We start from the raw sequence: 26,499 nt of genomic DNA, 5'->3' as shown, positions 1-26,499 counted from the left end.
GCGGATCAGGGTTTGTGCTGCTTCATCGTTTGCCGATGCAGGGCAATGAACGGCGCCTCCGCCGGGTCGATGCGGTCCATTTTCGCCGCGATGCGATGCCAGTACGGATACTGCGGCGCGATCCGCGTCACCCGCTCGATCTGCTCAAGGTCCTGGCCTGTCAGCACCAGCTCCACCGCCTGCAGGTTGTCGTGCAACTGCTCGGCGGTGCGACCGGCCGTGATGACACTGGTGATGCCTGGTCGGTCCTTGAGCCAGGCCAGGCACACCCGCGCCGGCGAGCAGCCATGCCGCCGCCCAACCTCGATCAGCGCCTCGATGATGTCGTAGGCCCGCTCTCTGTCGTGCACGTAGGGTTCCGGCCAATCATTGCCCTGTCGCGTGCCGGCCGGCGTCTGTTGCCCGCGCCGCACCTTGCCGGTCAGCAAGCCCTCCCCCAGCGGCCCCCACACCAGCGTGGCAAGGCCTTGGTCGAGTGCCATCGGCAGTAGCTCGTACTCCGCTTCACGGGCTTCGGGGGTGTAGTAGATCTGCTGGGAAACCGGCTGCTGCCAGCCGTTGAGCCGAGCACTGCCGAGGGTTTTCATCATCTGCCAGGCGGTGTAGTTGGACGTGCCGAAGTAACGCACCTTGCCGCTTTGCACCAAGTGCTCAAGGGCGGCCAAGGTCTCTTCCACAGGCGTGATGCCGTCCCAGTTGTGGATCTGGTAGAGGTCGATATGGTCGGTGCCCAAGCGCTTGAGGCTGGCCTCGCAGGCACGGATCAGGTGATAGCGCGAGGCGCCGCTGTCGTTGGGGTTGTCCCCCATCGGGCTGCGCGCCTTGGTGGCGAGGATGACCGACTGGCGCCGCTCACCCAGCGCCTGGCCGACGATCTCTTCGGCCAGGCCGTGGGAGTACAGGTCTGCCGTGTCGACCAGGTTGACCCCCGCGTCGAAGGCCATGTCGAACATGCGCCGGGCCAGTGCCACGTCCACGCTGCCGGTTTTCTCGAATGCGCCACGCCCGCCGAACGGGACCGTGCCGACCACCAGTTCAGAAACCAGCAGGCCAGTGTTGCCGAGTGCGCGGTACTTCATGGGTAGTGCCTCCAAATGCGAACGACTTGGAAGTACCGACGGGGCGGATTGCTGAAACGTTCAATCTGATTGGTTACCCTTACGCGTTTCAGGGCTGCTACGCAGCCCATCGCCGGCAAGCCGGCTCCTACACGGACCGCGCAGTTCTTGAGCTGCGCGCTAGACCTGTGGGAGCCGGCTTGCCGGCGATGGGCCGCAAAGCGGCCCCAACCTCAAGGCTTCACTCAGCGCCAGGCGGGATACCGTCCTTGTTCTTGTCCTTGAGCCTAGCCTTTTCCTCTTCCGTGGAATGGGCCGGAACCTGGCTTTGTTTCGGGTCGTCTTTGTGCTCAGTCATGGTGCTTGCCCTCGGGTTGATGTGCGTTAGGCATTCCTGTGAGAGGGCAGTTCAAGTGAGATTGCCGACGTACCGTCAGTCCTCACCTAGCAACAAGTGCATAAAAAGCTGAATTGAAATTGCCAATCGTGCTGATGCGCAGTATCAATTTAGGGGGGCATGCAACGCTCATTATCCTCTGCGGGCGCATTCAAAAACGCCCGATTGAGCCTATGGAGCTTCTCGATGACCCCTGTGCTAAAGCATTTCCAACCCGGCCGCCTGCTGGTTGCAGCAAGCCTGGCCGCCAGCCTGCTGACGATGTCCGTCCAGGCCGCGACCCTGACCCGCGACAGCGGTGCACCGGTTGGTGACAACCAGAATTCGCAAACGGCCGGCGCCAACGGCGCGGTGCTGCTGCAAGACGCCAACTTGCTGCAGAAGCTGCAGCGCTTCGACCGCGAGCGCATTCCAGAGCGGGTGGTGCACGCCCGTGGTACCGGGGTGCACGGTGAGTTCACCGCCAGCGCCGACATAAGCGACCTGAGCATCGCCAAAGTCTTCCGCCCAGGTGAGAAAACACCGGTGTTCGTGCGCTTTTCTGCCGTGGTGCACGGCAACCACTCGCCCGAAACCCTGCGTGACCCACGCGGCTTCGCCACCAAGTTCTACACCGCAGACGGCAACTGGGACCTGGTAGGCAACAACTTCCCGACCTTCTTCATCCGCGACGCCATCAAGTTCCCGGACATGGTGCACGCGTTCAAGCCTGACCCACGCACCAACCTCGATGACGACTCCCGCCGCTTCGACTTCTTCTCCCACGTACCAGAAGCCACCCGTACCTTGACGCTGCTGTACTCCAACGAGGGTACCCCGGCCAGCTACCGCGAAATGGACGGCAACAGCGTGCATGCCTACAAGCTGGTCAACAGCAAAGGCCAAGTGCACTACGTGAAGTTCCACTGGAAGAGCCTGCAAGGCCAGAAGAACCTTGACCCCAAACAAGTCGAGCAGGTCCAGGGCCGTGATTACAGCCACATGACCAACGACCTGGTCAGCGCGATCAAGGACGGCAAGTTCCCCAAATGGGACCTGTACATCCAGGTGCTCAAGCCCGAAGACCTGGCCAAGTTCGACTTCGACCCGCTCGATGCCACCAAGATCTGGCCGAACGTGCCAGAGCGCAAGATCGGCCAGATGGTGCTGAACCGCAACGTCGACAACTTCTTCCAGGAAACCGAGCAGGTCGCCATGGCGCCGTCGAACCTGGTGCCAGGTATCGAACCGTCTGAAGACCGCCTGCTGCAAGGCCGCCTGTTCGCCTATGCCGACACCCAGATGTACCGCATTGGCGCCAACGGCCTGGGCTTGCCAGTCAACCAGCCGCGCCTCCCGGTCAATAACGTCAACCAGGATGGCCAGGCCAACGCGGGCCACACCACCACGGGCGTCAACTACCAGCCAAGCCGCCTGCAGCCGCGTGAAGAGCAGGCCAGCGCCCGCTATGTGCCTACCCCGCTGGTGGGCAGCACCCAGCAGGCGAAGATCCAGCGCGAGCAGAACTTCAAGCAGACCGGCGAGCTGTTCCGTTCCTACAACAAGAAGGAACAGACCGACCTGATCAACAGCCTGGGCCAGGCCCTGGCAGTGACTGACGAGGAAAGCCGCTACATCATGCTGTCGTTCTTCTACAAGGCCGATAGCGACTACGGTGCAGGCCTGGCCAGTGTGGCCAAGGCAGACCTCAAGCGCGTTCAGCAGCTGGCAGCGAAGCTGCAGGACTGATTGCAATGACTGAGCGGGCCGACGGCCCGCTCTTCGTTTCTACGCAGGTAAACACCATGCACAAATGGATGATGGCAGCCGTGTGCGGCTTGCTGATCCTCACCGCCCAGGCACAAGAGCCACTGCCGCCCCAAGGGCAAGACACCAACACCGAGCAGCGGTTGCGCGATTACTTCTTCGGGGCCGCACGCCGCGGGGATGAAGCAATGCTCAAAACATTCATCCAGGCGGGCTACAACCTGGATACCCCTGACGAAAAAGGCTACACAGGCCTGATTCTGGCGGCCTACCACGGTCAGCAAGCAGCCGTGGAACAATTGCTGGCGGCCGGCGCCGACCCATGCGCCCAGGACAAGCGGGGTAACACTGCGTTGATGGGGGCAATCTTCAAAGGCGAGGTGCGCATTGCCAGGCGCCTGATCGACGCCACATGCAACCCTGACCAGCGCAATGGCGCAGGCCAGACAGCAGCCATGTATGCGGTCATGTTTCAGCGCAAGGAATTGCTCGACGCGCTGACGGCCCATGGCGCTGATATCGAAGCAACAGATGCATTGGGCAACAGCGTGCAAAGCCTGCAACAGGGTGAGCTCAACGGCGTATCAGCGCAACGCTGAGGGCTGCGCATTCTGCAATGCCACTTGCCGGCACACCGCCAGACGACTGCGATAAGAAAATTGGATATCTCGTTAAGAAAATCCCGCAGGCGCTGCCTGAACCGTGGGATTACAGTCGCCGTCTCGCCGTAGCCCGGCGGGTAATTGGCTACCCCGGGGCGGCCTGCCGGCATTCGCCGCTGCCCTGGCGATCCTGGCCAACGGCCACGCCCGGCAGCGCACGCCCTCTGCAGTAACCGCGCCGTAACCTGTAACAGAGGACTTTCGCATGGCTCGTATCATTGGTGGCCTGGCCGTCTCCCACACCCCGACCATCGGCTTCGCAGTCGACCACGACAAACAGGAAGAAGCCGCCTGGGCGCCGATCTTCGAAAGCTTCGAGCCGATCCGCAACTGGCTGCAGCAGCGCCAGCCGGACGTACTTTTCTACATCTTCAACGACCACGTCACCTCGTTCTTCTTTGACCATTACAGTGCCTTCATCCTGGGCGTGGACGAGCAATACGGCGTGGCCGATGAGGGCGGTAACCCTCGGGATCTGCCGCCAGTAGGCGGCCACGCAGCGCTGTCGCGGCACATCGGCCAGAGCCTGATGGCCGATGAGTTCGACATGAGCTTCTTCCGCGACAAGCCGCTGGACCACGGCTTCTTCTCGCCCATGTCGGCGCTGCTGCCCTGCGATGAAAGCTGGCCTGTACAGATCGTGCCGCTGCAGGTCGGCGTGCTGCAGTTGCCGATCCCCACGGCGCGACGCTGCTACAAACTGGGCCAAGCCTTACGCCGCGCAATCGAAAGCTACCCCGAGGACCTCAAGGTGGCGATCGTCGCCACCGGCGGAGTATCACACCAGGTGCATGGCGAGCGTTGCGGCTTCAACAACCCGGAGTGGGACGCGCAGTTCCTCGACCTGCTGGTCAACGACCCGCAGCGCCTTACCGAGATGACGCTGGCCGAGTACGCCGCGCTCGGCGGTATGGAAGGCGCCGAGGTGATCACCTGGCTGATCATGCGTGGCGCGTTGTCTAGCAATGTCGAGCGCAAGCACCAGAGCTACTACCTGCCGTCGATGACCGGCATCGCCACCCTGCTGCTGGAAAACCGCGACCAGGCGCTGCCGGCGCCGGTCAACGAACGTCACCGCCAACACATGCAGCATCAGCTGGCAGGGGCGCAGCAGCTCCAAGGCACCTACCCCTACACCCTGGAGCGCAGTGCCAAAGGCTACCGCCTGAACAAGTTCCTGCACCGGATGATCGAGCCGCAGTGGCGCCAGCGCTTCCTGAGCGAGCCCGAAGCGCTGTACCGCGAGGCAGGCCTGAGTGAAGAGGAAAGCGACCTGCTGCGCCGCCGCGACTGGCGCGGGTTGATCCACTATGGGGTGATCTTCTTCGTGCTGGAGAAGCTGGGCGCCGTGCTGGGTGTGTCCAACCTGGACATCTACGCCGCCATGCGCGGGCAGAGCATCGAAGACTTCATGAAGACCCGCAACCAGCAGGTTCGCTACTCGGTCGCTGGCAAGGCGTCCAGCTGACCGACGCAGCCCGTTGAGCCCGCTCCAAGGCCCCAGTCCGGCTCAGGCATGCTCGGTGATCACCTGGCGGATACAGGCCATCAGCGCGACCGCCGCCGGTGACTGCAGGCAGCCACTGCGCTGCATGAGGCCGATGGCGCGGGCAGTACCGGGCAGTACCAGCGGCAGGCGTTGCAGCTCGCCGCTGGCAATCTCGTACGCCAACTGGTGCGCAGACACCGCCGCCAGCATGTCTGAACGCACCAGCAGGCCACGGATAACCGCCAGATCAGCGCTTTCCACCACCGGCCACGGCGCTGGCAGGCCAGCGGCGGCGAAGCAGTTGTCTAGCAGCCCGCGCGCCGGCGAGCCGGCCCGCGGCAACACCCAGCGCGCCTGGTGCACGCCCTTGAGCGTAAGGGGGGTGTGCAACAGCGGGTGCCCCCGGCGGGCCAGCAACACCATTTCCTCGTTGATGAGCGGCTCGCCCACCAGGTCGCTGGCATAGTCGTGAGGCCGCAAGGCGCCCAGCACGAAGTCCACATCCCCTACCCGTAATTCGGTTGCCAGCAGGTCGAACGGGCTTTCGTTGGTCACCACCCGGACCTGTAGGTGCTGGGCGGTAAAACGCAAAATGGCCTCCGGCAGAATGCGCGAGCGGCCCAAGGGTAACGCGCCGACATGCACCACCCCGCGCAGGGTGCCTTGCATCGCACTCAGGTCACTGTCCAGGTGGCGCAACTCGTTCAGCGCCCGGCGGATGGGGAAAAGAATGTCCCGGCTGGCCACAGTGGGCTGCAGGCCGCGCGACGTGCGCACGAACAAGGGCTGCCCGCACCCGCCTTCGAGCACTTTCAAAGCAGCACTGACGGCCGGCTGGCTAAGGCCGAAGTGCCGCGCCACGGTTTGCATGTGCCGTGTTTCACAGAGTTTCACGAACACCTGCAGGCGCCGCGCCTGAAACAGATACAGGGGCTCGCCCTGCGCGGTGCCCATCAACCCCGGCACGCCGTCCAGTTCCGCCAGCACGCGCTGTGCACGCGGCAGCAGGCACTCGCCATAGTCGGTCAGGCGCATGCCATTGGCATGGCGCTCGAACAGCGGAACAGCGAACCGCGCCTCCAGCTCGGCGATGGCCCGGGTGACCACGGACTGAGCACGGAACAACACCTGCGTCGCCCGCGAAACGCTGCCCAACTCGGCGACCCGGATGAACGCGCGTACTTGCATCAGGTTGGGCAGTTCGACGTCGATCATAAGGCTTCCCCGGCGCCCGGCTCGTGACTGGGGCGACTATGCCCCTACCCTTCTTGCCAGGCAATAAATAAAACGCATAGCCGCTGCAAGTGAACGCATTAGTGCCTCGCCCATGCCGATGACATCCTGCGTAAAACCCCACTGCAGGAGCCAACGCACAATGAATACCCCACAAAAATCCGCCCTGGTGGTCAGTGCACATTCCGCCGACTTTGTCTGGCGTGCCGGTGGCGCCATTGCGTTGCACGCTGAGCAAGGCTATGCCATGCACGTGGTTTGCCTGTCGTTCGGTGAGCGTGGCGAGTCTGCCAAGCTGTGGCGCAAGGGTGAAATGACCGAAGCCAAGGTCAAGGACGCACGCCGTGAGGAAGCCATGGCAGCAGCCGAAATCCTCGGCGCCAGCGTGGAGTTCTTCGATATCGGCGACTACCCGATGCGCGCCGACAAGGACACCCTGTTCCGCCTGGCCGATGTGTATCGCCGGGTACAACCGGAGTTCGTGCTCAGCCATTCGTTGAAAGACCCCTACAACTACGACCACCCGCTGGCCATGCACCTGGCCCAGGAGGCCCGCATCATCGCCCAGGCCGAAGGCTACAAGCCGGGCGAGAAAATCGTTGGCGCACCGCCCGTGTACGCCTTTGAGCCGCACCAGCCTGAGCAGTGCGAATGGCGCCCGGACACCTTCCTGGACATCACCCCGGTGTGGGACAAAAAGTATGCCGCCATCCAGTGCATGGCCGGCCAGGAACACCTCTGGGAGTACTACACCCGCGTGGCTCTGCAGCGCGGCGTGCAGGCCAAGCGTAACGTAGGCATCACCAGCGCACGCAACATCGTCTACGCCGAAGGCCTGCAGAGCGTGTTCCCACGGGTGACGGAGAACCTGGCATGAGCGGGCTGATCGGCAAGACCGGCATCGTGGTACGTAATATCCCGCGCGTCGAGCAGGAACTGATCGATGCCTTGGGCCGGCTGGGCGTGGCCACGGTGCATGAAGCCCAAGGTCGCAAGGGGCTGTTCAATACCGCCGTGCGCCCCATCCAGCAAGCTGTGGCAGTGGCCGGCAGCGCGGTTACCGTGCTGGTAGCCCCTGGCGACAACTGGATGTTCCATGTGGCCGTGGAGCAGTGCCGCCCGGGCGACGTACTCGTAGTAGCGCCCAGCTCGCCGTGCAGCGATGGCTATTTCGGCGACCTGCTGGCGACCTCGCTGCAGGCCCGCGGCGTTCGCGGCCTGGTGATCGACGCGGGTGTGCGCGACAGCCAGACACTGCGCGACATGGGCTTTGCCGTGTGGGCCCGCGCCATCAACGCCCAAGGCACGGTGAAGGAAGTGCTGGGTTCGGTGAACCTGCCGCTGCTGTGCGCCGGGCAGCTGATCAATGCCGGTGACATCGTGGTTGCCGATGACGACGGCGTCGTGGTGGTGCGCCATGGCGAAGCCCAGGCGGTACTCGAAGCCGCCACCCAACGCGCCGACCTGGAAGAAGGCAAACGCCTGCGCCTGGCCGCCGGCGAGCTTGGCCTGGACATTTACGAGATGCGCCCGCGCCTGGCGGCGAAGGGCCTGCGTTATGTCGAGCACCTCACTGACCTGGAAGGCTGAACATGGGCCAGACCCGCATACCTTGCCTGCTGATGCGTGGCGGCACCTCCAAGGGTGCCTATTTTCTGCATGACGACCTGCCCGCCCCTGGCCCGCTGCGTGACCGCGTGCTGTTGGCAGTGATGGGCTCACCCGATGCCCGGCAGATCGACGGCATTGGCGGCGCCGACTCGCTCACCAGCAAAGTCGCCATCATCCGCGCCTCGCACCGCGAGGACGCCGACGTCGACTACCTGTTCGCGCAGGTGGTGGTGGACGAAGCACGGGTGGACTACGGGCAGAACTGCGGCAACATTCTGGCCGGCGTAGGGCCCTTCGCCATCGAGCGCGGCCTGGTGGCCGCCAGCGGCGCGAGCACACCGGTGCGTATATTCATGGAAAACACCGGGCAGCTCGCCGTCGCCCAGGTGCCGACCACCGATGGCCAGGTGGAGTATGCCGGCGATACCCGTATCGATGGGGTGCCAGGCCGAGCGGCGGCACTGGTGGTGACGTTTGCCGACGTGGCCGGGGCCAGTTGCGGAGCCCTGCTGCCGACAGGCAACAGCCGCGACCGGGTCGATGGCGTGGAAGTGACCTGCATCGACAACGGCATGCCGGTGGTGCTGCTGCGTGCCGAAGAACTTGGCGTGACCGGCTACGAGCCGTGCGAAACGCTGGATGCCGACAGTGCACTGAAAACGCGCCTGGAAGCCATCCGCCTGCAACTGGGCCCACGCATGAACCTGGGTGATGTCAGCCAGCGCAATGTGCCAAAGATGTGCCTGCTGTCGGCACCGCGCAACGGCGGCACGGTCAATACCCGCTCGTTCATTCCGCACCGTTGCCATGCGTCCATCGGGGTGTTTGGCGCGGTGAGTGTCGCCACGGCCTGTTTGATCGAAGGGTCGATTGCACAGGGGCTTGCCAGCACGTCCGGCGGTGATATTCAGCGTTTGGCGGTGGAGCATCCGAGTGGTGAATTTACGGTGGAAATCAGCTTGGAACAGGGGGTGATCAAGGAGTGCGGGTTGGTGAGGACGGCGCGTTTGCTGTTTGATGGGGTTGTGTGTGTTGGTCGGGATGTATGGGGTGGGCCGCAGCAGTGCTTGCCACAGTTTCTTCAGCACCCTTGAGATCGGGCGCCGCCCGCGCGGCGCATCAAAACTCAAGAAAAAAACTGCCTCGGTTGCAAAACTGAAGATTTTCGCATCCTCGGCAAGAAAACTTCGCCACACTGGTCAGAACTGAAGAAAAATCCAAGCACAGATTTCGGACGTTGCGAGCCCACGTCACATGCCCTGTGGAAAGTGAAGAAAAAAACGGCATAATCGCGAAATCTGAAGATTTTGTGAGCTGACTTAAAAAAAACACAGCGCTCACGCCCAAACTGAAGGAAAGGTACATGCGGGCAGCGGGATATTCGCTACTACTCGATAGGCTGCAGATCTCTGCGGTCGCACTCAAGCGCCCTGCGATCGTACAACCGGTCACCCGGATTGAGAAAATCGGGAACACGCTCGCGGTGCCCCATCGAATGGCGCCCTCAGAGGACGACCTGCTTGGGAATGTGCTTTTTGCGCTCAAGCACGAAGGTATCAACCTTTCAATTCTCGCCCAGGCTCTGCCACAGATCCCTGCTGAACGTTTTTCGCAAGCGCTGGAAGCATCACCCAATGGCGTTTATATCCGTAAGGCCTGCTATCTCCGGGAAGCCTTCACCGGTGAAGACATTGAGCAGCCTTCACCTGTACGCGGCGGCTTCGCTCAGCTATTCGACCCAGAACAGTACATTACGCGACCAGGTGAGCGAAATTCGAAGTGGCGGGTGGAGTTCAACGGACTCGGAGATCTGACTTACTGCGCGACCGTAGAGCGCACTGCGCAAGTTACAGAGCTTCTCGAGCATGACATTCTCGGCAAGGCGAAGAACTTCATCGGTTCACTCCCTCCGCTGATGATGGACAGGGCTATCAACTGGGCGTATCTGCACGAGACCCAGGACTCGTTTGCAATCGAAAAGGAAGCCCCAACCGAAGATAAATCCCGCCGCTTCATCAAGCTCTTGCGCCAGGCCCATGAACGCCACCCACTGACTGAGGATTATCTGGTTACTTTACAGAACGCCACTGTGGCAAACCCTCTGGACCTTGCGGCGGCATTTCGACACGAGCAGAACCACCTTAGCAATGGCATGCAAGGAGCAGCCGGGGTGACCTATGTACCCCCTCCCCCAGGCCTGTGCCGCGAGTTGATGGAAAGCCTGATGCGCTTCGCCAATGAAGGCCCTACCCAAATCGATCCGCTTGTGGCGGCAAGCATCATTTCATTTGGGTTCGTGTTCCTCCACCCGTTCATGGATGGGAACGGGCGCTTGTCGCGCTTTTTGATCCACCAGGCTCTTTGCCATTCCGGGGCGCTTGAAAACGGCCTGTTGCTTCCAGTTTCGGTTGCGATGAAACGCGAAGAGCGCCTGTATCTGGAGACACTTCAAGGATACTCCGGGCCCGTGCGTGAATACTGGCAAGTGCACTGGATCGATCACGAGCAGTTTACATTTGAGTTCATCGGCGCTGACGCGATCTATCGATTCTGGGATGCAACGCAGTGCGTTGTATTCACCTGCCTGATGGCAAAGCGGGCGCTAGAGGTCGAGCTGCGCGATGAGACGGCCTTTCTGGAAAACTATGACGCCGTCTACAGGGCCGTAGATGAGCGATTCGATGTTCGCGGCAGCGACCTCGCAAACCTGGTGATGATGTGCCTGAGCAATGGCGGGAGCGTATCGAACAATCGGCGTAAGCAGTACCTGTACAGGGTCCCCGAGGCAGTGTTCGACTATATCGAACAGACGGCGCAACAGGTACTTGCCGCCCAGCGCTCAGCCGCTCAGCCGCAACAGGGCGCAGAGCCACAGACGGATGCATAGTGTTGGGTCGCAGAGCGTCTATTCATGGAACGAAAAGCAAGCCACGCAGCCACCCCCGACTGGGTCATCCGTAGCGCTCACCCTGGCAGTGTGGAACGGATCGAAGCGTGGTTCGGTAGCCATGGCTACGACCCTCACCGTCACGACACATACTCGATCGGCCGCACCCTCGCCGGCGTACAGAGCTTTCACTACAAAGGGGCGCTGTGCCACGGCCTACCGGGTAATACGCTGGTCCTGCACCCTGACGAGGTGCACGACGGCATGGCCGGGACTGAAGCGGGTTTTCGCTACCGTATGGCCTACATCGACCCGGCGCTGATCCAGAACGTGCTCGGCGGTGAACCATTGCCCTTCATTGCTGGCGGGCTGTCCAGCGACCCGCGCCTGTACCGCGCCAGTGAAGCCTTCGTGCAGGCACTGGACCACCCGCTGGAAACGTTGGAGGAACAGGACGCCGTGTATGACCTGGCGATGGCGTTGCGTGCGGTGGGCGGTAAGCCACGCGGCCGCAAACGCCTGGATTACCGCGCGGCCGAACGCGCCAGGGCATTCATCATGGAGCATCTTCACCTGGGCATCACCCTGCAGATGCTGGAACAGGCCAGCGGCCGCGAACAATGGAGCCTGTCCCGCGACTTTCGCGCCCTCTACGGCACCAGCCCCTACCGCTTTGTGACCCTGCGACGCCTGGACACTGTGCGCAGGCTGATGCTCGATGGCTTCACCTTGGTTGATGCAGCCCTGGCGGCAGGCTTTCACGACCAGAGCCACATGACACGCCACTTCACACGTAGCTATGGCGTGCCACCGTTGCGCTGGCTGGAGCGCTTGCGACCTGCCCGCTGACGTGCAGGATCGTACAAGAACGCCTTGTGTAGGTTCGATAGGCTGGCCACTTCACCCCATGAGGATCCGTCATGTCCCACCCCAACCCGCAACGCGCAACATGCCCTGTAAACCTTGCCCAGAAAGCTTCGCTGATAGAGCAGCAGTGGAGCCCGAGAGTGGTCGCCGAAATGAACGACTACCAGTTCAAGGTTGTGCGAATAGAAGGTGAATTCATCTGGCATTCACACCCGGAAACCGACGAAGCGTTTCTCGTGCTCGAAGGCACCTTGCGCATCGATCTACCGGAGGGCTGCGTTTACGTGAACCCGGGCGAGTTGTATGTGGTGCCACGTGGGGTGGAGCACAGAACAGCCGCCGAGGCCGAAGCAAAACTGATGATGATCGAGCCGCGAGGCGTTCTGAATACCGGCCATGAAGGTGGGGAGCGCACTGCTATGAACGACGTCTGGATCTGAGCGCTGGAAATCACTCATCAAGGAGTGCTTCTGGTTTCAAAAATCCATTGCTACCGCAAGTGCACTGAGCAGCAAACAGAGGCTTGCGACAGCCGTCAAATGGACTCGCATCGGCATAAACCACCCAGGAACAGCTTGCGCCAGTTGGCGATCCTGCCAAAGATGACCGATAAAACCAAAGGTCAACACCAAACAACCCAATGGCACAGGTAGCAGCGTGCCAACCCAACCGATAAGGGCCGGTATTACGCTCCACACGAGTCGCTCGCGACGCTGCTTGGCGAGCAAACCCTCTAACGTCATGGCGAAACCCCAGTGCAGCGCGCCGACGAAGCTCAATATCACAGCGCCATAGCTGACCAGCATGATCGAGGCAAAACCCCGGTAATCAGCAAAAAAAACGATGAGCAGCGTCAAACCAACAAACGGCAACAAGCCACCGTAACCCAGCACCGCAAAGCGGCTTGAAGGTAAAGCAGCAGTAACTGAACTCATTTGGACACCCCTTCGCGACGGCTCAGCATCGGATTTCAATTGTGTCGGCCAATGAGGTTGAGGAATTCGTGGCGAGTCGAAGCGGAGTCGCGAAACTCACCTAACATCACCGATGAAATCATCACCGAGTTCTGCTTCTCTACACCGCGCATCATCATGCACATGTGCTTGGCTTCAATCACAACCGCAACCCCTGCGGCATCCGTGACTTCCTGAATGGCATACGCAATTTGCCGCGTCAGGTTTTCCTGTATCTGTAAACGACGGGCAAACATGTCAACAACGCGCGCGACCTTGGAAAGCCCCAATACGCGCCCTGTTGGCAGGTAGGCGACATGAGCTTTACCAATGAATGGCAACATGTGGTGTTCGCACAACGAGTAGAGTTCTATGTCACGAACGACGATCATTTCATCGTTTTGACTCTCGAACAAAGCGCCGTTCACTACCTCTTGAAGATTCTGGCCATACCCGTTGCACAAGTACTGCATCGCTTTGGCCGCACGCTTGGGCGTTTCCAGGAGCCCTTCGCGCTGCGGGTTTTCACCAACGCCGACAAGGATTTCATGATAGTGCTCGGCTAACGAATGTGACATTTGGACTCCTCACCGCTACAGCGGTGCCCGCCATCGGGATGTGGTAGCCAGGCCAAGTGTGGCCTCAAACGACAGAACAGCCTGTAGAAAACTGAAAACAGGGGGCGTAACGGGCGCCAGGACAGTGGCGCGACCCACCCTCCCACATCAGCAGCCCGCCAACTCCACAACGTGGCGTCCAAGCCTGTGACCCACTGCCCGTTCGCGAACCTTGCATGCAGGCATGACCTCAATTGCTCAACCGTCAAGCCCAGTGACTCTGCATCGAAATCATCAGCACTGATGTCAACCAGAATGAGCTTTGCCTCGGTCGATTTCCTGCGCAGGAACGCGATCTCTCTGGCGCACAAAGGGCAGGCGCCATCGAAGTACAGCGTCAGGGGCCACTTACAATACATGTACAACCTCTCATCTTTGTACAGGTTTTTGTATAAGTTAGCCGAAACCAGGAAAATCGCAATACAGCCTTACACCTGGCTGTCGCGCGCCGCTGTCACTGACCTTTACTCAGGTGATCACTTCACCTTCACCACGACCTTACCTTTGGCTCTACCTTCGGCCACGTATGCCAGGCCATCGGCTGTCGAGCTCAACGCGAAGGCGCGATCCAATACGGGCTTGATGACCCCGGCTTCAACCAGCCTAGCCAGCTCAGCCAGTTGCGCACCACTCTCTTTCATGAACAGAAACTTGTAGTTGACGCCCTTGTGCTCCGATTTTTTCCTGATCCCTCGGCTGATCAAGCGAACGACCTGCCTGAACAGCCAGGAAAGGCGAAGCTGCTCTGCGAACTCGGGGGTGGGTGGGCCTGAGATGGAAATCAACTGACCACCCGGCTTCAATACATGGAGAGATTTTTCGAGAACGTCACCGCCCAGCCCGCTGAGCACGACATCGTAATCACTCAGCTGCGACTCGAAGCGCTGCGTCTTGTAATCGATCACCACGTCAGCACCCAGCGCCTTGACCCACGACACGTTGCCGGTACTCGTGGTTGTGGCGACGAAGGCTCCCAGGTGCTTGGCGACCTGAATGGCGATGCTACCGACGCCACCGGAGCCGGCCTGGATCAGAACCTTCTGGCCCGGTTGAACGTTGGCCATTTCCGCCAACGCCTGCCAGGCCGTGAGAGCCACCAATGGCAGCGAGGCCGCTTCTTCCATGTTCAGGTTGGCAGGCTTGAGTGAAACAGCAGCTTCGCTGACCGCCACGAACTCGGCGAAGCCACCCATACGCGCCTGGTCTACCCGTGCGAAGACTTCGTCCCCTGCCCGGAAACGACTGACTTTCCCTCCGACACGTTTCACAGTGCCAGCAACATCGTTACCCAGGATCAGAGGCATCTTGAACGGCAGGATCAGCTTGAACTCGCCCCTCCTGATTTTGATATCAAGGACGTTCACGCTTGCGGCATGAACCTCAACCAGAACGTCGAAATCATCCACCCGGGGCTCTGGAACTTCAGTGATATCACCAACGACGTCTTTGCCGTAGCGATCGATCAGAAACGCTTTCATGTTCTTAAAATTCCAAAAATATAGACGTGCCCGATGGGCGGGGTGATCGGGCAAGGCGCTGCCTTACTCTTCCAGGAACTGAAGGGCGTGTTTCAGGAAGCGCTCAGGGAACTGGAAGTGCGCGGCGTGACCGGAGTCGGGGTAAATCAGCAACTGGGCATCTGGAATGTTCTGTACCAGGTGCCACGAATTGATCGAAGGAATCATGACGTCGTCGACGCCATTGACCACCAAGGTAGGCTGCTTGATTTCGTTGAGGTAAGCGAAGCGGTTCTCACCCTGTGCCGACTGGACATAGGCTGCAAATGCAGCGCCCTGAGCCATTGCGACCTCAACCGAGCTTGGGGTGTCCTGATCGACACGCTGGTTGCGGCGTTCCCAGAACGCCAGGCCCGCTTTCCTGGCAGCTTCCGAGCGACCGAAGAAGAGGAACAGGAAGTTCTCGATGGTGGGGACGGGGTTCGAAGCGGCTTCTCTCACACCCTCTGCCATGCTCGGATCACCACCGCGCAGACCGGTGCCGAGCAGCACCAGCTTGCGCACCAACGCAGGGTGACGCAGTGCCACTTCCTGAACCTGCAAGCCACCGATGGAGAAGCCGAGCAGGTCGACCTGGGTCAGCCCCAGGGCCTTGATGGCTGCTGCAATGTCATCCGCCATTTGCTCAATGGTGATGGCCGGAGTGCCCGACGATGAAGCCACACCTCTACCGTTCAGCAGGATCACTTCGCGCCCCGCCGCCAGACCATCAGTGATGATCGGATCCCAGTGGTCGAGCCCGCCACGGAAATGGGCGATGAAGACCAGCGGCACACCAGAAGGGTTGCCCCAGCGGCGGTAGGTGAACGTGTCGCCGCCTACTTCAACTGTGCGGGTCGGAACGGTGAGATGGTTATGGCTCATGACGGTTTGCTCTTTCAGTGGAAGATACGACTTAATGATGATGATCGTAATCTGAACCGTCAACGACTTTGATGATGAACATCATCAATGTATGCTATTGGTTGGCTTGATAGCAGAGAGAGCAGCGAAATGAAGGTCACAAAGGCCCAGGCACAAGCTAACCGAGCGCATATCGTGGAAACGTCTTCCAGGCTATTTCGCGAGCGCGGCTATGACGGCGTCGGTGTTGCAGACCTCATGGCTGCCGCCGGCTTCACCCATGGCGGGTTTTACAAGCACTTCAAGTCCAAGGCAGATTTGATGGGCGAAGCAGCCACTTGCGGGCTCAACAAGACGGTCGAGCAGATGCAGGGCATCCAGCTGGCCGACTTCGTCAATTTCTACCTGTCCCGCGAGCACCGCGATGAGAAAGGCAATGGCTGCACGCTAGCGGCGCTGGGCGCAGACGCTGCACGCCAGCCCAATGAGATCAAAGCTGCTTATGGCGCTGGGATCGAAGAATTGCTGGAGGTTTTACAAGGCAAAAATGAAGAGCCTGGCCCAAGCCGTGCTGAAATCATCGATACCTTCGCACATGCCCTCGGCGCCTTGGTTCTGTCTCGCGCCTGCCCGGAAGACTCTCCACTGGCTGATGAAGTGCTCAGCGTTTGTCGTGAGAAGATCCTGGGCAAGCTGAGGTCCTGAGGCTGTTGCGGATTCCATGCCATTTCGATCCGATTGTTCACCACCCTCTGGCTGGCGACGGGCGTCGAGCGATTGCCGTAGCGGTCTCCAAGGCCGCCCCTGAGGTTGCAAGGCACCTCAGGTACTAGGTGAACCTGGGGCGGCTCACGCCTCCTCAGGCGAGACAATCAGCTTCAGGCACTTCAGGAACAGCGGCCGGTATTCCTCAGGCAACCGTTCCAGCAATTTGCTTTCCACTTCGGCATCACGCGGCAGTACGCGCTCAAGCAGTTCAGCGCCTTCATTGCCCAAATACAACTGGTACGCACGCTGGTCGCTCTTGGCGCTGGTGCGCACCAGCATGCCGCTGGCGCACAGCCTCTTGACCATTTCGGCAACAGTGTTGCGATCCATGAACAAATGGCCGGCCAGTGCGTTCTGGGTCAGGCCGGGGTGCTGCGACACCACAATCAATGCGGCTTTCTGTCTGGGGGTGATCGACTCTCCGGCGAACGCTGTGTTGAACCGTTCCTCCGCCATGAAGTGAGCCCGCCGCAGCAGGTGGGAAACGATGTCTTCAAGGTGAAATTGATCGACAAGCGCCTGGCTTTGCGGGGAGAGTTTTGCGGGAGAAGGCGTGCGTATGGGCGGCATTGGTTGTCCGGTCATTCCTTGCGGGTTGCGATCCTTGGGATCGATGACTGTGTACGTGCACGTACTATTTGTCTGGCAAATCAGCCAGTTAAGTATTGGCGCTTCGACAGGAGGATTCAAGCCTGAGCAAAATGCCAGTGCACGTACGATTCTAGCCGGAAAATTGTCCTACAAATCGATTGACAGCATCTATTTCCAGCCATAGGATTTATCTCGTTTAGGACGTATACGTACTTAAAGAGAACAAAAATGTCTTCCTCGACCTCTGCGGCAACACATAGCGCGTGGACCCCCCTGATCAGCCGGACGCTACCCGCACCGCATTTTGCTTACAGCCCCGTGGTATCGGCAGGTGGCTTCATCCACGTTTCTGGCATGGTTGGGCTCGACCCAGCCCATGGCGGCCTGGTGGTTGGCGGCATGGCCGCAGAAGTTCGGCAGATCCTGGCCAACCTCAAAGGCCTGTGCGATGAATTGGGAATAGCCCTGGAGCAATTGATGCTGGCGCGGATCTACTGCGCCGACTTTGGCCAATTCGGCCTGATCAATCAGCACTGGGAGGCGTTTTTCCAGGGCGCCACCCCACCTGCACGTACCAGTGTAGGGGTAGCGGCGCTTCCGCTGGGTGCGCTCGTCGAGATGGAATTCCAATTCGCGGTCGATCCTTCACTGCCCTGATACAAACAATAAAACCAGGAGAAGCCACATGGCAAACGGTGAAATTATCAGCGGGTTTCTGGCCCCCCACCCACCCCATATCCTCTACGCAGAAAACCCTGCGCAGAACGAGCCGCGTGCCAAGGGGGGCTGGGAACAATTGCGCTGGGCCTACGAACGGGCGCGCGCGAGTATCGAGGCGCTCAAGCCGGATGTGCTGTTGGTGCATTCGCCACACTGGATTACCTCTGTGGGACACCACTTCATTGGGGTCGAGCACCTGGCCGGGCGCTCGGTCGACCCAATATTCCCCAACCTGTTCCGCTTCGACTACTCGATAAAGTTCGATGTTGAACTGGCCGAGGCTTGCTGCGAAGAAGGACGCAAGGTGGGACTGCAGACCAAGATGATGCGCAACCCTCGATTTCGCGTCGACTACGGCACTATCACCACGCTGCACATGATCCGCCCGCAGTGGGACATCCCGGTGGTATCGGTTTCGGCCAACAACACGCCGTATTACCTGAGCATGGAAGAAGGCCAGGTGGAGATGGATCTACTGGGCAAGGCCACCCGCGAAGCAATCATCAAGTCTGGCAAACGTGCGGTGCTGCTGGCCTCCAATACCCTGTCGCATTGGCACTTCCACCAAGAGCCAGAGCCGCCGGAAGACATGACCAAGGAGCATCCGCAGAGCCAGCTGGGTTACCAGTGGGACATGCGCATGATTGACCTCATGCGCCGCGGGGAGATGAAAGAAGTGTTCCGCCTGCTGCCGCAGTTCATTGACGAGGCCTTCGCCGAAGTGAAGTCCGGCGCGTTCACCTGGATGCACGCAGCCATGCAGTACCCGGAGTTGGCGGCGCAACTGCACGGCTACGGGACGGTGATCGGCACCGGCAACGCGGTGATGGAGTGGAACCTCGTCAAGGCCGGCCTCGCTCGTGCCGCGACCCAAGCCATCTGAACGCTTCAATCCCGTCTTATTTCTCAGGTGAAACGACCATGACTGTTGTATCGGCCTTCCTGGTTCCTGGCAGCCCACTGCCCCAGCTGTGCCCCGACGTGCCCAACTGGCAGCGTTTTCAGCGTGCAATGCAACAGGCAGGTGTCGCGTTGAAGGCCTCTGAGCCGGACGTGGTGCTTGTCTACTCCACCCAGTGGTTCGCAGTGCTGGATGAAATCTGGCTGACCCGTCGACGCAGCCAAGACATTCACGTCGACGAAAACTGGCACGAATTCGGTGAGCTGCCCTATGACCTTTACAGCGATGTGACGCTGGCCAACGCCTGCATCGAAGCATGCCGTGCCCAAGGCGTGAATGCCCGTGGCGCTGACTACCAAGGCTTCCCGATTGACACTGGCACTATCGTCGCTAGCACCGCACTGGGTGTGGGCACTGAAGGGCTGCCACTGGTGGTGGCGTCCAACAATCTCTATGACAACGCCCAAGCCACCGAAAAACTGGCGGCGATCGCCGTGGCCTGCGCTGCCGAGCAGGGCAAGCGTGTGGCAGTGGTGGGGGTTGGCGGCTTGTCCGGCAGCCTGTTCACCAAGCCAATCGAACCCTGCGACGACCGCATCGTACACACCGAGGAAGATGCCTGGAATCGTCAGGTGCTGGCGCTGATTGAGACCGGTGACGTCGACGGGCTGCGGGAGGCGCTGCCCACCTATGCTGCACGGGCCCGAGTCGATATGGGCTTCAAGCATTTCCATTGGCTGCTCGGTGCGCTAGGCGGGCGCTTCCAGGGAGCCAAGGTTCATCACTACGGCGCGTTGTATGGCAGTGGTGCCGCCGTGGTGCAGTTTTACCCCTGTTGACTTGTATGCAGCAGCGCAGCCGCTAGCGCTGCCCTGCCAAGTGCGCGGACCCGGCGGTGGCCACGGCCGTCAAGCGTGCTGATCGAACCATTCACCCAGGACCGTTTGCGTTGCCCGAGCAACGCAAGCAGCGCTCGCCTGCGCCCGCGATTCGCCGGGCCTGGCCTGCAGCAATCACGCGAGCCCGCCACAGCTCGCTGTCAGCCGTGTCATCGAGGTCAGTCATGAAACACTATCGCAATTACGTAAATGGTCGTTGGGTCGAGAGCCCAAATACCTTCGAAGATATCAGCCCGGTCGACGGCTCCCTGGTAGCCCTGGTCCATGAGGCTGACGGGGACCTTGTGGACGAAGCGGTCAAAGCCGGGCATCGTGCCATTGCCAGCGCCTGGGGCCGTACCACTGCGGCCGACCGTGTGGCCGTACTGCGCAAAATTGCGGACGAAATGGAACGCCGCCAGGCGGACTTCCTTGCCGCCGAGATGGCCGACACTGGTAAGCCGTTGTCCATGGCCGGCGTGATCGACGTGCCGCGTGGCATCGCCAACTTCCGCACCTTCGCAGACATACTCGCTACCGCACCGCTGGACAGCCATCGCCTGGACCTGCCAAATGGCGCCTACGCGCTCAACTACGCAGCCCGCAAGCCCTTGGGTGTGGTCGGGGTGATCTCGCCCTGGAACCTGCCGCTGCTGTTGCTGACGTGGAAGGTTGCGCCCGCACTGGCCTGTGGCAACGCCGTGGTGGTCAAACCTTCGGAAGACACCCCTGGCACCGCAACACTACTGGCCGAGGTGATGCAAGCCGCCGGCGTACCGGATGGTGTGTTCAACCTGGTACATGGCTTCGGCCCGAATTCGGCGGGCGAATTCATTTCGCGCCATCCGGACATCAGCGCCATCACCTTCACCGGCGAATCGCGTACCGGCACCACCATCATGCGCGCCGCCGCCGAAGGGGTTAAGCCGGTGTCGTTCGAGCTCGGTGGCAAGAACGCGGCGATCATCTTCGCCGACTGCGACTTCGACAAGATGATCGACGGCATGATGCGCGCGCTGTTCCTCAACAGCGGGCAGGTCTGCCTGTGCTCGGAGCGGGTGTATGTCGAACGCCCGCTGTTCGAGCGCTTCTGCACTGCCCTTGCAGAGCGCATCAAGACAATGAAGGTTGACTGGCCTCACGAAGCCGCGACCCAGATGGGGCCGCTGATCTCGTCCAAACACCGCGACAAGGTGCTGAGCTACTTCGAACTGGCCCGCCAGGAAGGCGCGACCTTCATTGCCGGTGGCGGCGTGCCACGCTTTGGTGACGCGCGCGACAACGGCGCATGGGTCGAGCCGACGGTAATCACGGGCCTGCCGGACGATGCGCGCTGCGTGCGCGAGGAGATCTTCGGGCCCATCTGCCACGTTTCCCCGTTCGACAGCGAGCGCGAAGTCATCGCCCGCGCCAACGACACCCGCTACGGCCTGGCCGCGACGGTATGGACCAGCAACCTGAGCCGCGCGCACCGCGTCAGCGAAGCCATGCGGGTGGGCATCAGCTGGGTGAACACCTGGTTCCTGCGCGACCTGCGCACGCCGTTCGGTGGCGCCGGCTTGTCCGGTATCGGCCGCGAGGGCGGCATGCATTCGCTGAATTTCTATTCGGAACTGACCAACGTCTGCGTGCGCATTGACCAGGAGAGCGAACAATGACCGAACGACATCAACAGGTGGCCGACCTGCTCGACCAAGCGGCTAGAAGTGGTGAACCGGTGTCGCCGGTGCGCGATCAGCTTGATGCCATCGCCGACGCCTACAAGGTGCAGCAGCTCAATACCCAACGCCAGGTGAGTGCCGGGCGACGTATCACCGGGCGCAAGATCGGTCTGACCTCGCACTCGGTGCAGCAGCAGCTGGGTGTGAATCAGCCTGACTTCGGCACACTGCTCGATAGCATGGAAATCAGCGACGGCGAGACGATCGCCTGGCCCCGCCTCATGCAGGCCAAATGTGAGGCTGAGGTGGCGCTGGTACTGGAACACGACCTGGACCGCGAGCAGATCGTGCTCAGCGACCTGCTGGCGGCTACCGCCTATGTGTTGCCGGCCATAGAGGTGGTCGGCAGCCGCATCGCCGACTGGAACATCAGCATCCTCGACACCATCGCCGATAACGCCTCGGCAGGGCTGTACGTGCTCGGCCAGCGGCCAGTGAAACTCGGTGATCTGGACCTGCGCCTGGCCGGCATGGTCATGGAGCGCCGAGGGGAGCCGGTTTCATTCGGTGTAGGGGCCGCGTGCCTTGGCCACCCGCTCAATGCTGCACTCTGGCTGGCCCGTACCCTGGTCGAGGCGGGCACTCCGCTGCGAGCCGGCGACGTGGTGCTCAGCGGTGCATTGGGGCCAATGGTAAGCGTTGCGCCCGGTGATGTTTTCGAGGCACGTATCCAAGGTTTGGGCAGTGTCCGGGCCTGTTTCGATTCCGCTAGCTGAGGTGATCTGCATGAAAATTGAACGTATTGCCAAGCGCCTCGACGATGCCGCCCTGTACGCCCAGGCCACGTTGCAATTAGGCGGCGAAGATACCGTGACCCTGGAAGAGGCTTATGCGGTTCAACGCCTGCTGATCGAGAAGCGCCTGGCCCGTGGGGCGCGCCAGGTGGGCGTCAAAATGGGCTTTACCAGCCGCGCCAAGATGGCGCAGATGGGCGTGTCCGACCTGATCTGGGGGCGGTTGACCTCAGATATGTGGATCGAGGAAGGGGGCAGCATCGACCTGTCTCGCTACGTGCACCCGCGCGTCGAACCAGAGGTGTGTTTCTTGCTGGGCAAGCGCCTTGAAGGGCACGTTACGCCGCTGCAGGCCCTGGCCGCTGTGGAAGCGGTGGCGCCGGCACTGGAGGTGATCGACTCGCGCTATTGCAACTTCAAGTTCTCGCTGCCCGCGGTGGTGGCCGACAACGCCTCATCGTCCGGCTTCGTGGTCGGCGGCTGGCAGCGCCCGGACACTGACGTGGGCAACCTGGGGCTTGTGATGAGTTTCGATGGCCGCGCGGTGGAGATGGGCAGCACGGCGGCGATCCTCGGCGCGCCTGTACGCGCACTGGTAGCAGCAGCGCGCCTGGCGGCGCAACAAGGCGAGGCGCTAGAGCCCGGCAGCCTGGTACTGGCCGGTGCGGCGACGGCGGCCGTGGCGCTTCGCCCAGGCGTAGCGGTGCGCTGCGAATTTCAGGACTTGGGAAGCGTAGCGTTTGAAACGCTGCGCGAGGAATAAGCCATGAGCGACAAATCGCAGACCCACGCCCGGGTAGTAGACGGCAAAGCCACACCGCTTGGGGCCTTCCCCCACGTCAAGCGTGCCGGTGACTTCCTGTTCGTCTCTGGCACCAGCTCGCGGCGCCCGGACAACAGCATCGCCGGTGCAGAGCCGGACGCGTCTGGGCGCATACGCCCATGCATCGAAGCACAGACCCGCGAGGTGCTGAACAACATCCGCGACATCCTGCGCAGTGTCGGTGCCGACCTGGAGGACGTAGTGGAAGTGTGCAGCTATCTGGTCAACATGAACGACTTCTCCCAATACAACCAAGTGTACGGGCAGTTTTTCGATGCCGACGGTCCGACCCGCACCACCGTCGCCGTTCACCAACTGCCGCACCCGCATCTGGTCATCGAAATCAAGGCTGTGGCCTACAAGCCGCTGCGCTGAACCAACTCGTAGATGTGCAGATATCACCCGATACGGTTGTCTGCACTGCAAAGGAGAAGAACAGATGTCATCTACTCGCATACCGGTAGCGATCATCGGCTCTGGCAACATTGGCACCGACCTGATGATCAAGATCCTTCGCTGCTCCGATACGCTTGAGGTGGGAGCCATGGTGGGTATCGACCCGGCCTCAGACGGTTTGGCCCGCGCTGAGCGCCTCGGTGTACCCACCACCGCAGGCGGGATCGACGGGCTGCTCGCGCTGCCCAATTTCAAGGAAATCCGCATCGCCTTCGATGCCACCTCCGCAGGGGCGCACAAGGTGCATGACAGCAAGCTGCGTGCCCATGGGGTGCGCATCATCGACCTTACCCCTGCAGCCGTCGGCCCGTATGTCGTCCCGGTGGTGAACTTCGCCGAGCACGCCCACGAGCCGAACCTGAACATGGTCACCTGCGGCGGCCAGGCGACCATCCCGATCGTGCATGCGGTGGCGGGCGTGGCGCCGGTGCATTACGCCGAGATCGTCGCGGCAATCTCCAGTAAGTCGGCCGGCCCCGGCACCCGTGCCAACATCGACGAATTCACCGAGACCACCTCACGCGCGATCGTCGAGGTCGGCGGCGCGGCGCGCGGCAAGGCGATCATCGTGCTCAACCCGGCCGAGCCGCCATTGATCATGCGCGACACGGTGTATTGCTTCGTGCCACTGGACGCCGACACCCAAGCCATCGTCGACGCGGTCGAGCAGCGCGTGGCCGAGGTTAACCGCTACGTGCCGGGTTACCGCCTCAAACAACACGTTCAGTTCGAGCACTTCACCGAGAACAACCGGCAGAACATCCCTGGCCTGGGCTGGAGCACCGGCATCAAAGTCGCGGTGTATCTCGAAGTGGAAGGTGCCGGGCACTACCTGCCGGCTTACGCCGGCAATCTGGACATCATGACCAGCGCGGCGCTGACCGTCGCTGAACGTATCGCCCAGGCGCAGTTCACTGATCAGGGGTTGTGAAGATGATCAACACGAACAAAAAGATCCATATCTCAGACGTCACCCTGCGCGACGGTATGCATGCCGTGCGTCACCGCTACAGCCTGGAACAGGTCGCGGGCATCGCTCAGGCCCTGGACCAAGCCGGCGTCGACAGCATTGAGGTCGCCCACGGCGATGGCCTGCAGGGTTCGAGCTTCAATTACGGCTTCGGTGCCCATACCGACTTTGAGTGGATCGCCGCGGTAGCCGCAGTGGTGCAGCGCGCCCGTATCGCCACGTTGCTGCTGCCGGGCATTGGCACTGTGCACGACCTCAAGGCCGCCTACGACGCTGGCGCGCGGATCGTGCGCGTGGCCACCCACTGCACCGAGGCTGATGTCTCGCGCCAACACATCGAATACGCCCGCTCCCTGGGCATGGACACCGTGGGCTTCTTGATGATGAGCCACATGCAGACCCCGGCCGGCCTCGCCAGGCAGGGCAAACTGATGGAAAGCTACGGTGCACAATGCATCTACGTTGTGGATTCCGGTGGCGCGATGAACATGTGGGACATCGCCGAGCGCTTCAAGGCCATGAAGGACGTGCTTGACCCAGCGACGCAGACCGGCATGCACGCCCACCACAACCTCAGCCTGGGCGTGGCCAACAGCCTGGTCGCCCTGGAGCACGGCTGCGATCGCGTCGATGCCAGCCTGACCGGCATGGGCGCCGGGGCCGGCAACGCACCGCTCGAGGTATTCGCCGCCGCCGCCGAGCGCATGGGCCTGAACCACGGCTGCGACGTCAAAAAGCTGATCGATGCCGCCGAAGACATTGTCCGCCCCCTGCAGGAACGGGTGGTGAGGGTCGACCGGGAAACGCTGGCCTTGGGTTATGCAGGGGTCTATTCAAGTTTCCTGCGCCATGCCGAGGCCGCTGCGGCCAAATACGGCCTGTCGACTTTCGACATTCTGGTTGAACTGGGCAAGCGCCGCATGATCGGTGGCCAGGAAGACATGATCATCGATGTCGCCCTGGATTTGCTCAATCAAGGATGAACACTGCCACTTGGCAAAAAATCAATGAACTTGTGAACATCAATGCGCATGACAGGAAAGTCTTATAATGATTAACAAGACCGCTATTTCTTTGTTGCTGGCTTCTGTCGCCATGAATATCAGCGCGGCCGAACATAATATTGTTTGTAAAAGTCCACTGCCTGTACCTGCCCCGCAGGAGGAATGGTCGCTGTTCCAAGATACGGTAAAGCGTGCACCTGCGGTGATGGGTGACGTCCACCGTGAGTTTTATGGAGAAGGGTTGGACAACTTTGGGGACCTTCGTTTGCCGCAGGGCGAAGGGCCCTTCCCCGTGGTGATTGTCGTCCATGGCGGGCGTTGGAGCGCTGATGTAGGCCTGGATTACATGGCGCCAGTCGCTGATATGCTGACCAAGGCGGGTTTTGCAACGTGGAACATCGAATACAGCCGGGTAGGCAGCTATGGCGAATGGCCCAACTCCTTCAAATCCGTTGCGGGGGCTGCTGATCATTTACGCGAACTGGCCAAAAAATACCCCTTGGATCTCAGAAGAACCGTGACACTCGGCCATTCTTCGGGGGGGCATTACGCTTTATGGTTGGCTGGGCGAAATCTAATAAAGGCGGACTCTGAGCTCTATGTGAAAAACCCTTTGTCGATCAGCGGCGTGCTGGTGCTGGACGGGGTTGTTGACCTGGCATGGCATGCTCAACTCCCTCGCGGCAAAGACATACAGCCAAAAGTGTTAGGCCACGTTCAGGGAAAGGAATTGCAGGCGCGACTTCAGGAAGTATCGCCCACCCAGATGCCAATCATAAAGGTACCGCAGGTTTTCATTACAAACCAAAGCGACCGTTTTCCGTCCGTTCTTGATTACGTGAAGCGTGCCACCGCCGCTGGAGCCAACTCGAAGTATGATGCCCTGTGTTCTTCCAATCATTTTGTGCCCGTAGACACATCCAATGACGAAGTGACAAAAAAGATCATCGAATACACGACCGAACTCGCCCAATAAAAAAAGCATTAGCCAGGCGCAATCGCACCCCGGGATAACCACCTCCCCTGCCTTTCCAAATAATAACAATCGAGGGC

Annotated in this window: 28 protein-coding genes; 20 read left to right on the top strand and 8 right to left on the bottom strand. The window is 60.9% G+C overall.

What is annotated here, in order from left to right:
* Window positions 1-5 precede the first annotated feature (5 nt).
* A complete protein-coding gene (locus JET17_RS10380) occupies window positions 6-1,079 on the bottom strand; it encodes an aldo/keto reductase (protein ID WP_012313923.1) in 1,074 nt (357 codons plus the stop codon).
* Between the two features lie 562 nt (window positions 1,080-1,641).
* Here JET17_RS10380 and katB point away from each other — a divergent pair.
* From katB to JET17_RS10365, 3 genes are all read left to right on the top strand, one after another.
* Window positions 1,642-3,183 (top strand): catalase KatB, encoded by a 1,542-nt coding sequence (katB, locus tag JET17_RS10375; protein ID WP_012313921.1) that lies wholly within the window; start codon window positions 1,642-1,644, stop codon window positions 3,181-3,183.
* A gap of 56 nt (window positions 3,184-3,239) precedes the next feature.
* Window positions 3,240-3,800: an ankyrin repeat domain-containing protein gene (locus JET17_RS10370; protein ID WP_150105120.1), complete on the top strand. Its 561-nt coding sequence runs from the start codon at window positions 3,240-3,242 to the stop codon at window positions 3,798-3,800.
* Between the two features lie 268 nt (window positions 3,801-4,068).
* Window positions 4,069-5,331, top strand: a complete 1,263-nt coding sequence (locus JET17_RS10365) for a gallate dioxygenase (protein ID WP_012313919.1) — start codon at window positions 4,069-4,071, stop codon at window positions 5,329-5,331.
* Window positions 5,332-5,373: 42 nt separating this feature from the next.
* Here the strand turns inward: JET17_RS10365 and JET17_RS10360 are convergent, their stop codons facing one another.
* On the bottom strand, window positions 5,374-6,567 hold the full coding sequence (locus JET17_RS10360; protein WP_012313918.1) for a LysR family transcriptional regulator: 1,194 nt from the start codon (window positions 6,565-6,567) through the stop codon (window positions 5,374-5,376).
* Window positions 6,568-6,685: 118 nt separating this feature from the next.
* Here JET17_RS10360 and galB point away from each other — a divergent pair, with 118 nt between their 5' ends.
* The 6 genes from galB (at window position 6,686) to JET17_RS10330 (ending at window position 12,390) form a co-directional block, all read left to right on the top strand.
* Entirely contained in the window at window positions 6,686-7,462 is a 777-nt protein-coding gene (gene galB / locus JET17_RS10355; RefSeq protein WP_150105146.1) for a 4-oxalmesaconate hydratase, read from the top strand.
* The gene (locus JET17_RS10350) at window positions 7,459-8,175 is read left to right on the top strand and encodes a 4-carboxy-4-hydroxy-2-oxoadipate aldolase/oxaloacetate decarboxylase (RefSeq protein ID WP_012313917.1); all 717 of its coding nucleotides are present in this window, start codon (window positions 7,459-7,461) and stop codon (window positions 8,173-8,175) included. Before galB ends, JET17_RS10350 begins: the two co-directional genes overlap by 4 nt.
* Before the next feature lie 2 nt (window positions 8,176-8,177).
* Window positions 8,178-9,290 carry a 4-oxalomesaconate tautomerase gene (locus JET17_RS10345; RefSeq protein ID WP_012313916.1) on the top strand — a complete coding sequence of 371 codons (1,113 nt, stop codon included), beginning with the start codon at window positions 8,178-8,180 and terminating at the stop codon, window positions 9,288-9,290.
* 269 nt (window positions 9,291-9,559) lie between these two features.
* On the top strand, window positions 9,560-11,083 hold the full coding sequence (locus JET17_RS10340; protein WP_012313915.1) for a Fic family protein: 1,524 nt from the start codon (window positions 9,560-9,562) through the stop codon (window positions 11,081-11,083).
* Window positions 11,084-11,107: 24 nt separating this feature from the next.
* Complete coding sequence (locus tag JET17_RS10335) at window positions 11,108-11,932, top strand: AraC family transcriptional regulator (RefSeq protein WP_012313914.1); 825 nt, start codon at window positions 11,108-11,110, stop codon at window positions 11,930-11,932.
* A 71-nt stretch (window positions 11,933-12,003) separates the two neighbouring features.
* Window positions 12,004-12,390, top strand: a complete 387-nt coding sequence (locus tag JET17_RS10330) for a cupin domain-containing protein (RefSeq protein ID WP_012313913.1) — start codon at window positions 12,004-12,006, stop codon at window positions 12,388-12,390.
* A 36-nt stretch (window positions 12,391-12,426) separates the two neighbouring features.
* Here JET17_RS10330 and JET17_RS10325 read toward each other — a convergent pair whose 3' ends face one another.
* The 5 genes from JET17_RS10325 to JET17_RS10305 all read right to left on the bottom strand — a co-directional run bounded on the left by JET17_RS10325 (window position 12,427) and on the right by JET17_RS10305 (window position 15,901).
* The gene (locus tag JET17_RS10325; protein ID WP_012313912.1) at window positions 12,427-12,885 is read right to left on the bottom strand and encodes a DUF3429 domain-containing protein; all 459 of its coding nucleotides are present in this window, start codon (window positions 12,883-12,885) and stop codon (window positions 12,427-12,429) included.
* 35 nt (window positions 12,886-12,920) lie between these two features.
* Window positions 12,921-13,481, bottom strand: coding sequence for a GTP cyclohydrolase I FolE (gene folE / locus JET17_RS10320; RefSeq protein WP_012313911.1), 561 nt, complete (start codon window positions 13,479-13,481; stop codon window positions 12,921-12,923).
* Window positions 13,466-13,879, bottom strand: coding sequence for a thiol-disulfide oxidoreductase DCC family protein (locus JET17_RS10315; RefSeq protein ID WP_012313910.1), 414 nt, complete (start codon window positions 13,877-13,879; stop codon window positions 13,466-13,468). Before JET17_RS10315 ends, folE begins: the two co-directional genes overlap by 16 nt.
* A gap of 117 nt (window positions 13,880-13,996) precedes the next feature.
* The gene (locus JET17_RS10310; RefSeq protein ID WP_012313909.1) at window positions 13,997-14,998 is read right to left on the bottom strand and encodes an NADP-dependent oxidoreductase; all 1,002 of its coding nucleotides are present in this window, start codon (window positions 14,996-14,998) and stop codon (window positions 13,997-13,999) included.
* A gap of 63 nt (window positions 14,999-15,061) precedes the next feature.
* On the bottom strand, window positions 15,062-15,901 hold the full coding sequence (locus JET17_RS10305) for an alpha/beta fold hydrolase (protein WP_012313908.1): 840 nt from the start codon (window positions 15,899-15,901) through the stop codon (window positions 15,062-15,064).
* A 129-nt stretch (window positions 15,902-16,030) separates the two neighbouring features.
* Here JET17_RS10305 and JET17_RS10300 point away from each other — a divergent pair, with 129 nt between their 5' ends.
* Entirely contained in the window at window positions 16,031-16,585 is a 555-nt protein-coding gene (locus tag JET17_RS10300; RefSeq protein WP_012313907.1) for a TetR/AcrR family transcriptional regulator, read from the top strand.
* 144 nt (window positions 16,586-16,729) lie between these two features.
* Here the strand turns inward: JET17_RS10300 and JET17_RS10295 are convergent, their stop codons facing one another.
* Window positions 16,730-17,338: a MarR family winged helix-turn-helix transcriptional regulator gene (locus JET17_RS10295; protein WP_233100422.1), complete on the bottom strand. Its 609-nt coding sequence runs from the start codon at window positions 17,336-17,338 to the stop codon at window positions 16,730-16,732.
* A 129-nt stretch (window positions 17,339-17,467) separates the two neighbouring features.
* Between JET17_RS10295 and JET17_RS10290 the strand changes: the two genes are divergently transcribed.
* The 10 genes from JET17_RS10290 (at window position 17,468) to JET17_RS10245 (ending at window position 26,422) form a co-directional block, all read left to right on the top strand.
* On the top strand, window positions 17,468-17,896 hold the full coding sequence (locus tag JET17_RS10290; protein WP_012313905.1) for a RidA family protein: 429 nt from the start codon (window positions 17,468-17,470) through the stop codon (window positions 17,894-17,896).
* A gap of 28 nt (window positions 17,897-17,924) precedes the next feature.
* Window positions 17,925-18,842 (top strand): tRNA U-34 5-methylaminomethyl-2-thiouridine biosynthesis protein, encoded by a 918-nt coding sequence (locus JET17_RS10285; protein ID WP_012313904.1) that lies wholly within the window; start codon window positions 17,925-17,927, stop codon window positions 18,840-18,842.
* 38 nt (window positions 18,843-18,880) lie between these two features.
* Complete coding sequence (locus tag JET17_RS10280; RefSeq protein WP_012313903.1) at window positions 18,881-19,699, top strand: tRNA U-34 5-methylaminomethyl-2-thiouridine biosynthesis protein; 819 nt, start codon at window positions 18,881-18,883, stop codon at window positions 19,697-19,699.
* A gap of 224 nt (window positions 19,700-19,923) precedes the next feature.
* Window positions 19,924-21,396 carry a 2-hydroxymuconic semialdehyde dehydrogenase gene (locus JET17_RS10275; RefSeq protein ID WP_012313902.1) on the top strand — a complete coding sequence of 491 codons (1,473 nt, stop codon included), beginning with the start codon at window positions 19,924-19,926 and terminating at the stop codon, window positions 21,394-21,396.
* Complete coding sequence (locus JET17_RS10270; RefSeq protein ID WP_012313901.1) at window positions 21,393-22,175, top strand: 2-keto-4-pentenoate hydratase; 783 nt, start codon at window positions 21,393-21,395, stop codon at window positions 22,173-22,175. The genes JET17_RS10275 and JET17_RS10270 overlap by 4 nt, the downstream gene beginning before the upstream one ends.
* Window positions 22,176-22,185: 10 nt before the next feature.
* Window positions 22,186-22,956, top strand: a complete 771-nt coding sequence (locus JET17_RS10265; protein ID WP_012313900.1) for a 2-keto-4-pentenoate hydratase — start codon at window positions 22,186-22,188, stop codon at window positions 22,954-22,956.
* Between the two features lie 3 nt (window positions 22,957-22,959).
* Entirely contained in the window at window positions 22,960-23,391 is a 432-nt protein-coding gene (locus JET17_RS10260) for a RidA family protein (protein WP_012313899.1), read from the top strand.
* A gap of 64 nt (window positions 23,392-23,455) precedes the next feature.
* Entirely contained in the window at window positions 23,456-24,403 is a 948-nt protein-coding gene (locus JET17_RS10255) for an acetaldehyde dehydrogenase (acetylating) (protein WP_012313898.1), read from the top strand.
* A 2-nt stretch (window positions 24,404-24,405) separates the two neighbouring features.
* The gene (dmpG, locus tag JET17_RS10250) at window positions 24,406-25,425 is read left to right on the top strand and encodes a 4-hydroxy-2-oxovalerate aldolase (protein WP_012313897.1); all 1,020 of its coding nucleotides are present in this window, start codon (window positions 24,406-24,408) and stop codon (window positions 25,423-25,425) included.
* Window positions 25,426-25,492: 67 nt separating this feature from the next.
* Window positions 25,493-26,422: an alpha/beta hydrolase gene (locus tag JET17_RS10245; RefSeq protein ID WP_012313896.1), complete on the top strand. Its 930-nt coding sequence runs from the start codon at window positions 25,493-25,495 to the stop codon at window positions 26,420-26,422.
* Window positions 26,423-26,499 lie beyond the last annotated feature (77 nt).

The sequence above is a fragment of the Pseudomonas putida genome (assembly GCF_016406145.1).
GTDB lineage: Bacteria > Pseudomonadota > Gammaproteobacteria > Pseudomonadales > Pseudomonadaceae > Aquipseudomonas > Aquipseudomonas putida_E.
The sequence above is the reverse complement of the archived record's forward strand: the minus strand, read 5'-3'. Positions and strand labels throughout refer to the sequence as shown.